At 34.9% G+C, this 13,633-nt stretch carries 19 protein-coding genes; 8 read left to right on the top strand and 11 right to left on the bottom strand.

Annotated elements, in window-relative coordinates; all coding sequences use genetic code 11:
• Positions 1-182: 182 nt before the first annotated feature.
• Positions 183-1,340, bottom strand: a complete 1,158-nt coding sequence (locus tag OLM57_RS15360; protein ID WP_264564569.1) for a Gfo/Idh/MocA family protein — start codon at positions 1,338-1,340, stop codon at positions 183-185.
• 397 nt (positions 1,341-1,737) lie between these two features.
• On the opposite strand from OLM57_RS15360, the gene OLM57_RS15355 reads away from it, so the two are divergent.
• Complete coding sequence (locus tag OLM57_RS15355) at positions 1,738-2,046, top strand: hypothetical protein (protein WP_264564568.1); 309 nt, start codon at positions 1,738-1,740, stop codon at positions 2,044-2,046.
• Between the two features lie 152 nt (positions 2,047-2,198).
• Here OLM57_RS15355 and OLM57_RS15350 read toward each other — a convergent pair whose 3' ends face one another.
• The 5 genes from OLM57_RS15350 to OLM57_RS15330 all read right to left on the bottom strand — a co-directional run bounded on the left by OLM57_RS15350 (position 2,199) and on the right by OLM57_RS15330 (position 4,835).
• Positions 2,199-2,558 carry a nuclear transport factor 2 family protein gene (locus tag OLM57_RS15350; RefSeq protein WP_264564567.1) on the bottom strand — a complete coding sequence of 120 codons (360 nt, stop codon included), beginning with the start codon at positions 2,556-2,558 and terminating at the stop codon, positions 2,199-2,201.
• Between the two features lie 46 nt (positions 2,559-2,604).
• Entirely contained in the window at positions 2,605-3,105 is a 501-nt protein-coding gene (locus OLM57_RS15345) for an SRPBCC family protein (protein WP_264564566.1), read from the bottom strand.
• The gene (locus OLM57_RS15340) at positions 3,095-3,421 is read right to left on the bottom strand and encodes an ArsR/SmtB family transcription factor (RefSeq protein WP_264564565.1); all 327 of its coding nucleotides are present in this window, start codon (positions 3,419-3,421) and stop codon (positions 3,095-3,097) included. Before OLM57_RS15340 ends, OLM57_RS15345 begins: the two co-directional genes overlap by 11 nt.
• 160 nt (positions 3,422-3,581) lie before the next feature.
• A complete protein-coding gene (locus tag OLM57_RS15335; protein WP_264564564.1) occupies positions 3,582-4,007 on the bottom strand; it encodes a DUF1801 domain-containing protein in 426 nt (141 codons plus the stop codon).
• A gap of 114 nt (positions 4,008-4,121) precedes the next feature.
• A complete protein-coding gene (locus tag OLM57_RS15330) occupies positions 4,122-4,835 on the bottom strand; it encodes an endonuclease/exonuclease/phosphatase family protein (RefSeq protein WP_264564563.1) in 714 nt (237 codons plus the stop codon).
• 122 nt (positions 4,836-4,957) lie between these two features.
• Between OLM57_RS15330 and OLM57_RS15325 the strand changes: the two genes are divergently transcribed.
• On the top strand, positions 4,958-5,185 hold the full coding sequence (locus OLM57_RS15325; RefSeq protein ID WP_264564562.1) for a CDGSH iron-sulfur domain-containing protein: 228 nt from the start codon (positions 4,958-4,960) through the stop codon (positions 5,183-5,185).
• A gap of 57 nt (positions 5,186-5,242) precedes the next feature.
• Here the strand turns inward: OLM57_RS15325 and OLM57_RS15320 are convergent, their stop codons facing one another.
• Entirely contained in the window at positions 5,243-5,662 is a 420-nt protein-coding gene (locus OLM57_RS15320; RefSeq protein WP_264564561.1) for a hypothetical protein, read from the bottom strand.
• A gap of 290 nt (positions 5,663-5,952) precedes the next feature.
• Between OLM57_RS15320 and OLM57_RS15315 the strand changes: the two genes are divergently transcribed.
• From OLM57_RS15315 to OLM57_RS15305, 3 genes are all read left to right on the top strand, one after another.
• Positions 5,953-6,801, top strand: coding sequence for an NAD(P)H-hydrate dehydratase (locus OLM57_RS15315; RefSeq protein ID WP_264564560.1), 849 nt, complete (start codon positions 5,953-5,955; stop codon positions 6,799-6,801).
• A 139-nt stretch (positions 6,802-6,940) separates the two neighbouring features.
• Entirely contained in the window at positions 6,941-7,735 is a 795-nt protein-coding gene (locus tag OLM57_RS15310; protein WP_264564559.1) for a HipA family kinase, read from the top strand.
• Positions 7,713-8,096, top strand: coding sequence for a DUF3037 domain-containing protein (locus OLM57_RS15305; RefSeq protein ID WP_264564558.1), 384 nt, complete (start codon positions 7,713-7,715; stop codon positions 8,094-8,096). The genes OLM57_RS15310 and OLM57_RS15305 overlap by 23 nt, the downstream gene beginning before the upstream one ends.
• Positions 8,097-8,308: 212 nt before the next feature.
• Here the strand turns inward: OLM57_RS15305 and OLM57_RS15300 are convergent, their stop codons facing one another.
• The 3 genes from OLM57_RS15300 to OLM57_RS15290 all read right to left on the bottom strand — a co-directional run bounded on the left by OLM57_RS15300 (position 8,309) and on the right by OLM57_RS15290 (position 10,107).
• On the bottom strand, positions 8,309-9,043 hold the full coding sequence (locus OLM57_RS15300) for a DUF4386 domain-containing protein (protein WP_264564557.1): 735 nt from the start codon (positions 9,041-9,043) through the stop codon (positions 8,309-8,311).
• 183 nt (positions 9,044-9,226) lie between these two features.
• Positions 9,227-9,634: a VOC family protein gene (locus OLM57_RS15295; protein ID WP_264564556.1), complete on the bottom strand. Its 408-nt coding sequence runs from the start codon at positions 9,632-9,634 to the stop codon at positions 9,227-9,229.
• 26 nt (positions 9,635-9,660) lie between these two features.
• Entirely contained in the window at positions 9,661-10,107 is a 447-nt protein-coding gene (locus OLM57_RS15290) for an SRPBCC family protein (protein ID WP_264564555.1), read from the bottom strand.
• Positions 10,108-10,273: 166 nt separating this feature from the next.
• Here OLM57_RS15290 and OLM57_RS15285 point away from each other — a divergent pair, with 166 nt between their 5' ends.
• From OLM57_RS15285 to OLM57_RS15275, 3 genes are read left to right on the top strand one after another with little or no spacing between them, the layout of a single operon-like run.
• Complete coding sequence (locus OLM57_RS15285; RefSeq protein ID WP_264564554.1) at positions 10,274-11,155, top strand: hypothetical protein; 882 nt, start codon at positions 10,274-10,276, stop codon at positions 11,153-11,155.
• Between the two features lie 46 nt (positions 11,156-11,201).
• The gene (locus tag OLM57_RS15280; RefSeq protein WP_264564553.1) at positions 11,202-11,555 is read left to right on the top strand and encodes an STAS-like domain-containing protein; all 354 of its coding nucleotides are present in this window, start codon (positions 11,202-11,204) and stop codon (positions 11,553-11,555) included.
• Positions 11,542-12,084, top strand: coding sequence for a PIN domain-containing protein (locus tag OLM57_RS15275; RefSeq protein WP_264564552.1), 543 nt, complete (start codon positions 11,542-11,544; stop codon positions 12,082-12,084). Before OLM57_RS15280 ends, OLM57_RS15275 begins: the two co-directional genes overlap by 14 nt.
• Before the next feature lie 191 nt (positions 12,085-12,275).
• Here OLM57_RS15275 and thrC read toward each other — a convergent pair whose 3' ends face one another.
• On the bottom strand, positions 12,276-13,565 hold the full coding sequence (gene thrC / locus OLM57_RS15270) for a threonine synthase (RefSeq protein ID WP_264564551.1): 1,290 nt from the start codon (positions 13,563-13,565) through the stop codon (positions 12,276-12,278).
• Positions 13,566-13,633 lie beyond the last annotated feature (68 nt).

Here is a 13,633-nt window from a genome sequence, read left to right as displayed (position 1 = left end):
TATAAAATTTTTGTTTTATTAGTTTCCGCAAAAATATTTTAATTCATTATCTGTAATGTTAACTTAAGAATAAGTTAATCTTAATTAGTGGGTCTGAGCTTGATCCAATAAGGAGTAAGATGATTGAATAATGTAACTTTTGTAAATGCCTATTCTTTGATGCAGACTGTTTATTTATTTTTTTATTTCAATACCACTTTCTTTCCTGTTTTGGCCGATTCATAAATAGCATTAATAACTCTAATATCCTTTATTCCTTCTTCTCCCGTGATATGGTTGGGCAGTTTTTTGTTTTCTAACAGTAATTTGCCAATTTCATCCAGCTGTGTTTTTTGCTGGTTTATTTCTGGAAACTTCAAGACTCCGGCTGATGTTTTCCCTACAAACGGCCCATAGCTTAGTGCTGGGCTTAATTCAAATGATCCCTCGTCTGCTGTGGCATAAAATCGGTCAATATTAAAACCGCAGGAAGTATTGCAACTAGCGACAGCACCACTCGGAAATTCCATTTGCCAAGTTATCGATTCTTCTACTTCTACAAATCTGTTTTTGTTATTTATTGTGCCAAATTGAGCCGTAACAGCAATGGGTTCTTCGCCCAAAACATAGCGTGCGCTTTGTATACAGTAAATGCCCAAATCCATTAGCGGGCCTCCGCCAGATAATTTTTTGTTGAGTCTCCATTCTTCTCGGCTGTTTATATCAACAGTTGATTTAGTATCCAATGTATCGTAGGTTTTATAACCAAGTCCGGCTTCAATAAAACGCACCTGCCCGAAAACTTTTTCCTGCCCGAGTCTTTTAAGTTCCAAATGATAAGGCTCATAATGCAAACGGTAGCCTATTGCCAATTGCACATTAGCATCGTTACATGCTTTGATCATTTCCTCACAATCTTTTACAGATACGGCCATTGGTTTTTCGGTGATTACATTTTTGCCCGCTTTGGCAGAGCGAATTACAAAATCTTTATGCAAACCATTTGGCACAACAACATAGACCAAATCGATATCGGAATTGTTTTTTATTTCATCAAAATTTTGATAGTTATAAATGTTTTTTTCGGGAATATTGTATTGAGTTTTCCATTTTTCAGCTTTTGATGGGGTGCCCGTAACGATTCCTGCTAGGGTACAATAATCAGATTCTTGAATTCCGTAAGCCAATGCCTCAGCATAATTTCCTAAACCGCAAAGTGCGATGTTTACTTTTTTTCCGGTATATGGTTTCTGATGCTTTTCTGGCAGTGTCAAAAAGGAGGGAAGTGCAGTCATAACTACCGAAGCACCAACTCCGATCCCAAATTTATTTACAAATGAACGTCTTGAAATCTTTTTCATGGTTTCCGTTTTAAGTTAATTGCTAATTTGTTAGTAATGAATTTGATGAAAAAGTTACAGGGTGTGAGTCAGGTCATCCATTAAGCTCTTGATTGCAAAAGACAAATTCAACAAAAATATTTTTTTGTTGAATGCTGCGCCATAATAATACTAGGGCGCGCCTCTCGATTTGGTAGGCGTTACCTTTTTTTTTGATAGGCCCGCCTTAAGTTTTTGTAGGCTCGCCATTGATTTCCGTAGGCGTCGCGTACTATTTTGATAGGCGCGCCTATCGATTTGGCAGGCATCGCCTTTGCTTTTGATAGGTGCGCCACTTAATTGTTTAGGCGGGCTGTAATATTAAGTTGGCGCGCCTATGATTTTGATAGGCACGCCTATGGTTTAGGTAGGCACGCCTATGGTTTTGGTAGGCACGCCTATAGTTTTGGTAGGCGTGCCTATGGTTTTGGTAGGCGTGCCTATGGTTTTGGTAGGCGAGCCTATGGTTTTGATAGGCGTGCCTATAGAAATGGTAGGCGTGCTTTTGTTGGGGGAAGAGTTGCTAGATTTTGGACCTCATAATTTGGATCTGTTAATTTTAAGTACTGCTGTTTTCTGTTTTCATTTTATGCAGCCACATGTAAACGGACCAAATCATTGTAATCCCGAAAATTATTATAATAGGAATATAATAGTTGGCAAAAAAATCATGAAAATAAGTTCCTAAAGCAAGGTAAGCCGAAGCAATGCAGAGCTTTAAAGGAATAAATTATGCATTTGACCAGCTAGTTTTGATTTTAAAAAAATTCATATCGCTTGATTTTAATTTTGTAAAAGATATTCCCCAGGCAGGAAGTTGATAGGAGTAAAAGAAAATGATTAATTATTTTCAACCAATTCAATGTCCATTGTTTGTATTAATCCGTCCCGAAAAGTGTAAATATGTTTTACCAGTCCGTCAAAAATTAGATTGCCTTGCAAGTCTTTTACATTTTGCTGAACGGTAACTTCCAAACTCCCATTCTCTCTTTCATTAAAAGCAACTGGCTCCACATTCGGATTGATCTCAGTCCATTGTCTTGTCCAATATTGCTTGATTTCATTATGTCCGCTTATATAGCCGCCTTCCCAAGCTTTTGACCATTGCACATTTGGTTGCATCGTCGAAAGTGCCTCTTCAATGTCTCTTTCGTTAAAAGCAGTATAAGCTTTCTTAATCAAGTCTTTTGATGTTGCCATAATTTTACTTTTTGCCTAATTTGTCCATAGATGTTGAAAGTGAAAATTATTTTTGTGATAAGGTGTCCAATAATTTTTCTAAATTATCAATAGTCATTTTATACCCTTCTACAAAGCCCATTTCAATCATTTTTTCCATGCGTTCAAGGGATTCATTTGTAATGGTCAAACTCAATTTTGTTATTCCGTTTTGTTCACTGAAACTAAAATCCCAATCAGAACCCAGCAATTCAGGATTTTCATCTTTGTCTGCAAAAGCATTATGCATTTTAAAATTGGTCTTCGGTGTAATAGAAGTATATTTCTGAATAGCCCATCGCTCTTGACCTTCGGGGCTTACCATGGCATAAAATCTGCGGCCACCTACTTTGAAATCCATATATTTTGTTCTGGATATGAAGGGTTTTGGTGCTACCCACTGGTCCAATAATTCTGGTTTGGTAAAAGCATCCCATACCAACGGAAGTTCAGCTGCAAATTCTCTCTTTATAAATACCGTTTTGGTTGTTTTGTCAACGGTAAAATTAAATAATAAATTAGTGTTCATCTTTATTTTTTTTAAGGGTTGATAATACATTGTCGAGTTGGTTAAAACGGATTTCCCAAATTTCTCTGAATTGGTTTAGCCATTTGTCAATCTCTTTCATTTTGTCAATTTCAAGGGAGTAATAAATTTCTCTGCCTTGATGCTCTTGTTTTATTAACTCGCATTCTGTGAGTATCCGCAAATGTTTTGACACTGCCTGTCGTGTCATGTTAAAGTTATCAGCAATGGCGTTTGGAGTCATGGCCTGTAATGCAATTAAGGCAACAATAGCCCTTCTTGTTGGGTCAGCAATGGCCTGAAAAATGTCTCGTCTCATTTATTTGTTTTATAATGTGAAACCTTTTGGTTGCAAATATATGTGCAACTATTCGGTTTCGCAAATTTTTTTCAATATTTTTTCAAAATTTAATTTTGAAGTGTTTGAATTTGACAGCTTTATTGCAGTGAAAAGTAACGATTATTTCTTGTAATGAAAATTACTGTTCCTGCTCAACACCATAGCGTATTGCTGCTTCTAGGATATCAATGTTTATATCTTTTAGCGTTTTGAATTTAATGCAATAGCCACTCACGCTCGCTTTGCCTAGGTTTTTTCCATACGTTTGGGCTAAGTATGTTTTGTCTTTGATACCAAGGATATAGACAGAAATTCCGGTTGTGTTTGCACTGATGCCAATTTGATAAAATGCTCTGGTTTTTCCATCAGCATATTTTATGGTTTGAAACCCATATCCTATATTAGGATTAGAAACCGTTTTATTTTCACTGTTTTTGCCATCCAAGAACCACAATTGACATGCTGGCAACAATTGAAGCATGCGTTGGTGCAACGCTTCCATATCACAACGTTTTGGTTCAGGTTGGCTACCAATATAATCTGCGATTTGTTCTTCTGTGTTCATATAAACTATAAAATTGTTTCCCCTCAAATTTAATCAATTTTTTTACAAAATATAGTGACAGCTTTCTATTTTGGAGATGCTTTTTTTAAATTATGATATACTTTGACTAGGTTTTTATAAAGCAAATTTGATTAATAAAGGCTGATGATCACTATATTTTGACCAATCGGTATGGGTTCCAACTTCAACATTTTCCAATGCTTCGATAAATTTATTGGAAGCAAAACAATAATCAAGATGATAGGGTTTGTCTTCATGGCGATAGAGGGAGAAAGTGGCGTGCATTTCCTTTCCCTGTATTTGGTTGTGAAATTTATGATACGCACTGTATATATTTTTCGATTCCAATATACTGACCACGGTAGAATGATTTCCATCTCTTCGGGGCTTGTCCCAAATGGTATTGCTGTTGAAATCACCAATTAAAATGCACTTTTTATCGGAGAGCAAAAAATCATAATATTGGATTGCCTTCCACACTTGGGTCACATATTGCCCATCTTTATCTTCGGGATTATTCGCCCAGACAGCAAACAAAATAAAATCTACTTTGCCACCCCTAACTGCTATTGGCAAAATGTTTTTGAAATTCGGATTATGGCAATCCAGCAATGTAAATCTATAATCGCTGTACGAAAAAACACCAAGACCTTTGTGCTGATTTTTTCCGTACCAAAGCAAATCGGAGGGCAATGGTATTCCTTTGTCAAATTTCAGCTTATCTGGATGCTCACATTCCTGAATGATCAAAATATCAGGTTGATGAGCCAACACGAATTCTGCTTTTTTCCGGAAAGCCATATTACAATTCCAGGTTATGATTTTCATTGCAATTCGTTTTTATAAAATAGAATTAATGTAAATAAGAATTTAAATCCTAAAAATACACATCGATGCAAAACCATAAAAATATTTTTGCAATCTTTGACCTCTAAAAATTTAATAGTATTATGAGTAAGACAAAATTAACAATCAATCGCAACGGATCTATAAAAATTGAAGGAGATTTCGAAATAATGGATCAGGATGGTAATATTTACGGATTGCAGGGTAGAGCAGCATTGGGACTTTGCCGTTGTGGATTATCTGCCAACAAACCTTTTTGCGATGGTTCGCATCGTAATGGTTTTGAACATGATTCAAAAGCATTTGACTTGCCTCCTATGAAAACCAAATAAGGAGGTCGTTTTCTTTAATAATTTAAATAAGCTGCATTAAAAAAAATGTAGCTTATTTTAATCCTCAACTGCAATAGGACGTGAATCGCTATTATTAGGGTGAATGTAGGTGATGAAAATTAAATCCCCAATCAAGGTTTCGACTTCATTGGTTTTAAGGTTGATGTTTATCTTTATGATTTGTTTGCCATTTAGCGTTGCAGCGTATATTGTTCCTTTTTTATCTGTTCTGTAAAGTACTAAATCGTATAATATATCATTCAGTTCAATTATAACTGTATGTTTGTCAGTATCAATTTCAAGATACATAGTCTCTTTCGTGGTAACAATTTCTCCATTTGTTCTTTTTACAATACCATTGCCAATAGCTGCTGATTTTATCGTCTGAGCGAAACAGTTATCATTTGTTTTGATAACTTGCATTGCATTGGTTTGGACACCGATAGCCAGGAATACTAAAATAACTAATGTTTTCATTTTCAAGTATTTAATATAATGTTATTTCATAATTAAAGGTAATAACAAAAAAAGCAAATAATAGATTAAAGGTTAATTTTATCGATAAAATACATATTTTTGTATTTAATTAAAGTAAAAAACTTACTATTTGAAATGAAATTTTAAGCCTGATTTTGAAACGATATTTTTTAAATTAGAAGTTGAGTTGTGGAGAATAGGTCTAAAAGGTTTCAGTTTTTAGAATTTGAATTTTAAGTTTTGGAATTTGAGTTTCAGAATTTCGTACTTTTAATGGAAAATTCAATACTATGAATATTCCAATAGCCATTGATCGAACTGAAATTCTCAAAAGATACAAACCCATTGATAAATACGCACACAAAGGAATACAAGGACATGCTTTGATTATAGGTGGGAGTTACGGAAAAATCGGAGCAGTATGTTTGTCCAGTAAAGCGGCATTGAAAACGGGTTGCGGTTTAGTAACTACTTTTGTACCGCTTTGTGGTTATGAAATTGTGCAAATTGCTATTCCCGAAGTGATGGTGGTGACTGATGATCAGGAGAAATACCTATCGGACATTGGTTTTGAATTGGAACCCAATGCCATAGGAATTGGTCCCGGAATGGGGCAGAAGAGAGCAACCCAAAAAGCACTTCATGATTTTTTATCCAACACGAGTCTTCCATTGGTTGTTGATGCAGATGCATTGAATATTTTAGCACTGAATCCTTCGTGGGTGGCATTGCTTTCTCCCAGAACAGTTTTGACACCACATCCCAAAGAACTGGAGCGTTTGATTGGAAAATGGTATACAAAAGAAGAAATGTTTGGTAAAGCGATTGTTTTTTCGCTAGTGAATCAAGTGGTAATTGTTATGAAAGGGGCGCCAACGTTCATCATAGATGGCGAAACAATTTATGAAAACACTACAGGAAACGCTGCCCTAGCTACCGCTGGAAGTGGCGATGTCCTGACTGGGATGATTACGAGTCTTTTGGCACAATCCTACAAAGCTGTAGATGCGGCAATATTAGGCGTTTATCTCCATGGATTAACTGCCGATATCGCTTTACCCGAAACGGGTTATCAGTCTTTTATCGCTTCGGATATTATTGCAAACATTGGAAAAGCATATTTGAGTTTGGAGGATTAAGGTTGTTTAAAAGTTTAAATTGTTTAAAGTTTAAATTGTTTAAAAGTGTAATGGTTTGAATAGTCTATTTTAATCTTAGCGTCATAGCCTCTTAAAAGAAAATAGTTATTTGTAAATTTGTAGTTCGTAAAATCATACTATGAGAAAACCACTTGAATTAAGAACCGTAAATGTTACGCGCTACATTTCGCCGTTGCGGGAAGGGGGGTCGTTGCCGGCTCTAGCCGAAGCGGATGATGATTTTAAATATGTTTTGAAATTCAGGGGTGCGGGACATGGCGTAAAAGCTTTGATTGCCGAACTGATAGGCGGAGAAATCGCAAGAGTTCTGAATCTGAAAATGCCCGAATTGGTGTTTGCCAATCTTGACGAAGCTTTTGGTCGAACCGAAGGCGATGAGGAAATTCAGGATTTATTGCAAGGAAGCCAAGGACTAAATCTAGCGCTGCACTTTTTATCGGGAGCTATTACTTTTGATCCCGTAGTGACGAAATTGTCTCCAGAGTTGGCTTCGCAAATCGTTTGGCTCGATGCCTTTATTACCAATGTTGATCGAACGTTCCGGAATACCAATATGCTTATTTGGCACAAAGAATTATGGCTCATTGATCATGGAGCATCACTTTATTTTCACCATTCTTGGAATACTTGGGAAACACACGCCAAGAGTCCTTTTACGTTAATAAAAGATCATGTGTTATTGCCTCAAGCCAGCGAATTGGCAGCAACCGATCTTGCTTTTAGAAAATTGCTTACCAAAGAAATACTGCAGGATATTGTCAATTATATTCCGGAAGATTGGCTCCATTGGGAAGACAGCGAGCAAACCCCAGACGAGATCAGAGCTATTTACTTTCAGTTTTTATGGACGCGATTGAATCATTCAGAAATTTTTATAAAGGAAGCCCAAAATGCAAGAGAAAAACTTATATGAATACGCCGTTATTCGCGTTGTGCCAAGGGTAGAACGCGAAGAATTCCTGAATGTAGGCGTAATTCTGTTTTGCAAAAGCGCCAAATTCATAAAAATGCTATACTCTGTAAATGAAGCAAAATTACTGCTATTTTCGGAGGATTTTGATTTGGAACAACTCGAATTGAACTTATCCTCATTTCAAAAAATCGCTCATGGAGGCAAAGCCGGTGGGCCTATTGGTGAGTTTGACATTCCGTCCCGTTTCCGTTGGCTCACCGCTATCCGAAGCTCGGCGATACAAACTTCCAGACCACATTCAGGTTTCTGCGCAGATTTGGATCAAACCATTCAACGCCTATTTGATGAACTGGTTTTGTAACTCCAATTATTTTTACAGTATGTGCGTAACCCCAAAGCAGAAAATTTCGTTTATGATTTATCCTTCTGCAGGCTTTGGCGTCGGGCTTTTGGCTTTATCCACGCAGAAAAAGCGTGGGATATCGCCGCAATCCCTTACGCGAGCTGTGCGTTTATGGTGAAATCTAGTGAATAACTTCTATTTTGAATTTTTCAAAGGAAAATTAGAAATAATCAACTAATTCCTGCATTTTTATTGATACAAATTTTCCACGCGCTTAGATTTACACCTTTGAAAATAAGCCATAGACTAAAAGATAATTCCGCAATTAAACAAGGCATCAGCAATGCAATATTTGAAAGTTGTGGAGCAAGAAACAGTACAAAACTATTTGTCAGATAACATATACCAGCTATTGACATCAAAACTCCAATTGTTTTTGGCAAATACCCTGATCTAAAAATTAAGTAGCCTTCAATAAGACATACAAATCCAAAGAATATCAAGCCAATACCAAAACCGTAATCATGGAGTTTAATAAAGAGATAAGTGAAAGTGTTGAGCTGATCAGGGCTAAAAGATTTTAAATAGTCAGCATCCCCTAAGAAAAATAATGCAACTACAAGATTTAATTTATTAGCCACTAAAACTGCAGTTTGTATTAAATTAAATGATAAATTGAGCAACGCAAGTTTCTTGTTAACAGGTCTCAGAAGGTAGTAAAGCAGTATCATTACCGGCAAATCGCAAATATGCATAATCAAATCAGTGCTAATTCCAATTCTCCAAAGAAATTCAGAATTCATAATATGGCTTGCAGTAGCGGTTGGATCTCCATAAACAAATAGTTTATTTCGGACAAAGAGCTGTCCAAACGAACCTGCAATTATAATTATTAGGTATAGTATTCCTGCTATGCTGGCGTATAGTTGTGGGTTAATTTCAAAATTTTTAAGTTTAAGCTTCATGTCTAGTGGTTTAGTTTATATGTCGCCTGATATTTAAAATTGTTACTTGAAATTATTTTGACCTTTTCTTTTACTTTTCCCTTTGAAAAAGTGTACTCAAACCAAACATTAAAAAAAACTACAGGATAACGGGTTGCTATTTTGTAGTTTTTGATTGGTGCTTTGTTGTTTTCGTTCGTCACGCTATTCTGTTGGAATTTTTGACATATCCATATAGAAAATTTCCCAAGTGTGCCCGTCAAAATCTTCGATAGTACGCATTTGCATAAAACCATAATCTTTCATTTCGCTCGGCTCTGTTGCTCCGGCATTTAGTCCATTTGTCATAATGCTGTTCACTTCATCAAAACTGTCGGTCGATAACGAAAAAAGTCCCGCTACGTTTGATTTGGTGTCAACAATAGGTTTGGTTGCAAAGCTTGAAAACTTTTCGTGGGTCAAAAGCATTACAAAAATGCTTTCACTCCAAACCATGCACTTTCCAGTGTCGTCCGAAAATTGAGGATTGTTAGTAAAGCCTAATGCAGTATAAAAGTCCAAAGATTTTTGAAGGTCAGTTACTGGTAAATTGATAAAAATTTGTTTTGCCATTTTTTTAAATTTTTAGTTTTACTAAGTTAAGCATCTGGAATATTCGGTTCTACTAAACGTTTTAATTTGTCTAACGATTCCTGCCAGCCTAAATAACACATTTCAGTTGGTATTGGATTAGGGATTCCTTCCTGTGTTGCAAAAAGTTCGGTACCGCATAGTACTTTCCGGAGTTCGATTGTTGTAATCATTTGTCCCGGTAAGTTTGGGTCGTCAAACTCGTCGGTATATTTTAATCGTTCATTAGGTATGATTTCTAAATATTCGCCACCAAATGAGTGACTGTTGCCCGTAGTAAAATTGATAAACGACATTTTGTATTTCCCGCCAATTTGGAAATCCATACTATGTACTTTGCTGACAAAACCGTAAGGCGGTAACCAAGACGCCATTGCATCCGCATCTGTGAATGCTTTATAAACTTTTTCAGGAGGTACCGAAAAAACTCGGTGAAGTGTAACTTTATTTGCCATGATGTTCTTTTTAGAGAGTTAAATTTAATGATTTCTGGATTAAATTTTTTTGTTTGGCAAAAATATGTTTGTTGGGGAGTGCTGTTTTATAATAAAAGCTTATGTATGGGCGGTAGAGATATTTGTTGCTTAATTTTAATTATATTTGGTTGCAATTAAAACATAAATGATAATTACAATTCCTAATGATATAAAAAGCGAGTTTGAAGGTTATGATTATATTATAACTTGGATAAATGAATACAAAAATGTCAAGAATACTGAGATTACGTTTGATTTTGGAAAAGTTACATTTCTAGAAGCAAATCTATGCGCTTTAATTGGAACAATTTTTGAAATGTTGGAATCAAAAAATAATTTGATTAAACTTAAAAACATACAGCCACGTGTTGAAACAATTTTAAGAAAAAATGAGTTTTTGTTGCCTTTTGGGTTTCAAAAAATTGATGACCAATACGATACGTCGCTTAAATATAGAAAGTTTACTCCAAATGATGATATTGGTTTTAATAATTATATTCAAGATGAATTGTTAAAAAAACCTCAATTTCCATCACATAGCGAAAAATTAGGCAAAGAAATAACAAGGAATATTTTCGAAATATATGAAAATGCTAGGACGCACGGTCAATGTGATTATATTCATAGTTGTGGTCAGTTTTACCCAAGAAAACTTGATAAACCATTACATTTCACAATTGTTGATAAAGGTGTAAATATTAAACAAAATGTTTCAGCTTTTTATAATGAAGATATTAACGCTTCTGAAGCAATAGAATGGGCAATGAAAAAAGGGAATACTACAAAAACTGGAGACACTTCCGGTGGATTGGGATTAGCCGTTATTTTTGAATTTATAAAACTTAATAAAGGTAAAATCCAAGTAATATCTTCGGATGGTTTTTATGAGTATAAAAATGGAAATGTGACAAAAAATAAATTAGGTTCTATTTTTGAAGGGACAATTGTAAATATAAAATTTAATTTAAATGATCAAAACCATTACTCATTGAGTAGTGAAGATGAATTTTTTGAAAATATATTTTAAAAGGCGTAACTTTACAGTCAATTATTAACGAAATAATTATATTACGATGAAACATTTAATTATTAAAGATATAATTAATTCAGAATTAGCTGTTTCTACAGAAAATGGAGAAAAAGTTTTTGAAATAGTTGATTCTTATCTTCAAAAAAAAGAAAAAGTAGAATTGGATTTCGCTGGTATAACTATAATGATTACTGCATTCTTAAATGCAGCCATAGGAAAGTTATATGGTAAAAAAGAATACACTCCTGCATTTCTGAACGAATACTTAAAACTTGAAAATGTTGATTTAGAAGATCGAAGCTTGTTTAAAGATGTAATTCAAAGAGCTAAAGAATATTTTGCTAATAAAGAAGATTTTGAAAAAAATTCTAATAATGCAATTTATGGCAACGATTAAAGTACAAGATTTTAAAATAGGTTTTACTGACCAATTTTTTTTTGATACAAATATTTGGTTATTGCTTTTTGGAACAGTTGCTGATTTTCAAATTAAAGATCAAAGAATTTATTCTAAACTTTTAGAAGATTTAATAACAAAACAAAGCCCTATTTTTATTGCATCTGTTGTTATTTCTGAGTTTGCAAATGTTTTACTTCGAAGGGATTTTGAGCAATGGGTTACTATGGAGAAACCTATAAATGTAAAATTTAAAAAAGATTTTGTAGGGACTAAAAGGTATGAGGATTCCGTAACAACAATATCAAAATCTATAAATAAGATATTAAAATTACCAAATATTCAAGCTGTTCCAGATAGTTTTCATTGTATTAATGTAGAAAGTATTTTAAATAATTTTAAAATTGTTGATTTCAATGATTCATATATTTTTGAACTTTCAAAAATGAATAATTATAAGATTGTAACTAACGATAAAGATTTTCAGAAGTTAGATTCAAAAATTGATATAGTTACAACTCAAATTTAGTCGTTTATTTTACATATGTACTTTTAAAACTATATTTCTTAAAAACTCTGATGCTCTCGTAGCCCTGATGGAAGCGTCATCCTGTATGCCCGGGGTTCGGGCATACAGATATAGCGGACAGCAGGATTAGCTCAAAAAAAAACGGCTGAAATAAATATCTCAGCCGCTTGGTGTGTGGTGGTATGAATGGTCTATCCTAAGAAAGCTTTTAATTCCTCGTATGTCTTGATTTTTGTGCTTACTTTCTCTTTGTTCATCACGCTTTCTATTTGTGTTGGCAGGGGCAAAGTAACGCCCAAAGCAGGTTCTACCACATCCAAAAACTTGATAGGATGTGCGGTTTCTAGAAAAACGCCAATTGCGTTTGGTATGTTTTGTAATTCTTTTTTCAATCCTAAGTATCCAACAGCTCCATGTGGTTCGGCGATATAACCTCTTTCGTTATAGATAGCTTTTAATGCTACCAAAGTTTCAGCATCAGTGAAAGTATATGAAGTAAAATCTTTTTTGAACTGTTCCAAATCATTTTGATACATCTCCTGAATGCGAATAAAATTGCTTGGATTTCCTACGTCCATAGCATTCGAAATTGTGGCAAGAGATGGTTTTGGATCGTAAATTCCGTTGGCAAGAAATCTCGGAACGGTATCGTTTACATTGGTTGAAGCTACAAAATGCTCAATAGGCAGTCCCATTTTCTTGGCAATGATACCGGCGCAAATATTTCCGAAGTTTCCGCTTGGACAAGAGAAAACCAATGGTTTACCTTGACTTTTTAACGCTTTGTAAGCAAAGAAAAAGTAGAACATTTGTGGCAACCAACGCGCAATATTAATCGAATTGGCAGAAGTCAATTGAATATGATTTAGGCTTTCGTCCAAAAACGCTTTTTTGACCATATCTTGGCAATCATCAAAAACGCCGTCTACTTCAAGGGCTCTGATGTTTTGTCCCAAAGTAGTTAACTGTTTTTCCTGAATGTCGCTCACTTTTCCCGAAGGATAAAGAATCACAACATCAACACCTTTTACGCCAAGAAAACCACTGGCAACAGCTCCTCCAGTATCTCCGGAAGTAGCTACAAGCACTGTATTTTTACTTTCGGCCTTGTCTTTGTTGAAATAGGCGAGGCAACGTGACATAAAACGCGCTCCTACATCTTTGAACGCCATGGTTGGACCGTGAAATAATTCAAGAGAGTAGATTCCGTTTTCAACTTCTACCAGAGGGAAATCAAAACACAAGGTTTCGACTATGATTTGTTTTAAAGTTTCGGTAGGAATTTCGTCTCCTACGAATTGTTTAATGGCTTCAAAAGCGATTTCCTCATGGGATAAACTTTCTATAGTTTCAAAAAAACTTGGAGGTAATGGTGTTATGGTTTCCGGAAAATACAATCCTTTATCGGTTGACAATCCTTGAATTACCGCTTCCTGAAAAGAAACGTTTGGTGCATTATGGTTTAAGCTGTAATATTTCATTTTAATTTACGATTTTAGATATTCGATAGACGATAATAAAGGTTTGATTTTTAATATCGTTACCAAAT

It is taken from the genome of Flavobacterium sp. N3904, from assembly GCF_025947305.1.
In the GTDB taxonomy this organism is placed as follows: Bacteria; Bacteroidota; Bacteroidia; order Flavobacteriales; family Flavobacteriaceae; genus Flavobacterium.
This window is presented reverse-complemented; position numbering and strand designations above follow the sequence as displayed.

Excerpts from the sequence above, each read along its gene's own strand:
- OLM57_RS15360 (WP_264564569.1), bottom strand. The coding sequence starts at position 1,340 with ATGAAAAAGATTTCAAGACGTTCATTTGTAAATAAATTTGGGATCGGA.
- OLM57_RS15355 (WP_264564568.1), top strand. The coding sequence starts at position 1,738 with ATGGTTTTGGTAGGCACGCCTATAGTTTTGGTAGGCGTGCCTATGGTT.
- OLM57_RS15350 (WP_264564567.1), bottom strand. The coding sequence starts at position 2,558 with ATGGCAACATCAAAAGACTTGATTAAGAAAGCTTATACTGCTTTTAAC.
- OLM57_RS15345 (WP_264564566.1), bottom strand. The coding sequence starts at position 3,105 with ATGAACACTAATTTATTATTTAATTTTACCGTTGACAAAACAACCAAA.
- OLM57_RS15340 (WP_264564565.1), bottom strand. The coding sequence starts at position 3,421 with ATGAGACGAGACATTTTTCAGGCCATTGCTGACCCAACAAGAAGGGCT.
- OLM57_RS15335 (WP_264564564.1), bottom strand. The coding sequence starts at position 4,007 with ATGAACACAGAAGAACAAATCGCAGATTATATTGGTAGCCAACCTGAA.
- OLM57_RS15330 (WP_264564563.1), bottom strand. The coding sequence starts at position 4,835 with ATGAAAATCATAACCTGGAATTGTAATATGGCTTTCCGGAAAAAAGCA.
- OLM57_RS15325 (WP_264564562.1), top strand. The coding sequence starts at position 4,958 with ATGAGTAAGACAAAATTAACAATCAATCGCAACGGATCTATAAAAATT.
- OLM57_RS15320 (WP_264564561.1), bottom strand. The coding sequence starts at position 5,662 with ATGAAAACATTAGTTATTTTAGTATTCCTGGCTATCGGTGTCCAAACC.
- OLM57_RS15315 (WP_264564560.1), top strand. The coding sequence starts at position 5,953 with ATGAATATTCCAATAGCCATTGATCGAACTGAAATTCTCAAAAGATAC.
- OLM57_RS15310 (WP_264564559.1), top strand. The coding sequence starts at position 6,941 with ATGAGAAAACCACTTGAATTAAGAACCGTAAATGTTACGCGCTACATT.
- OLM57_RS15305 (WP_264564558.1), top strand. The coding sequence starts at position 7,713 with ATGCAAGAGAAAAACTTATATGAATACGCCGTTATTCGCGTTGTGCCA.
- OLM57_RS15300 (WP_264564557.1), bottom strand. The coding sequence starts at position 9,043 with ATGAAGCTTAAACTTAAAAATTTTGAAATTAACCCACAACTATACGCC.
- OLM57_RS15295 (WP_264564556.1), bottom strand. The coding sequence starts at position 9,634 with ATGGCAAAACAAATTTTTATCAATTTACCAGTAACTGACCTTCAAAAA.
- OLM57_RS15290 (WP_264564555.1), bottom strand. The coding sequence starts at position 10,107 with ATGGCAAATAAAGTTACACTTCACCGAGTTTTTTCGGTACCTCCTGAA.
- OLM57_RS15285 (WP_264564554.1), top strand. The coding sequence starts at position 10,274 with ATGATAATTACAATTCCTAATGATATAAAAAGCGAGTTTGAAGGTTAT.
- OLM57_RS15280 (WP_264564553.1), top strand. The coding sequence starts at position 11,202 with ATGAAACATTTAATTATTAAAGATATAATTAATTCAGAATTAGCTGTT.
- OLM57_RS15275 (WP_264564552.1), top strand. The coding sequence starts at position 11,542 with ATGGCAACGATTAAAGTACAAGATTTTAAAATAGGTTTTACTGACCAA.
- thrC (WP_264564551.1), bottom strand. The coding sequence starts at position 13,565 with ATGAAATATTACAGCTTAAACCATAATGCACCAAACGTTTCTTTTCAG.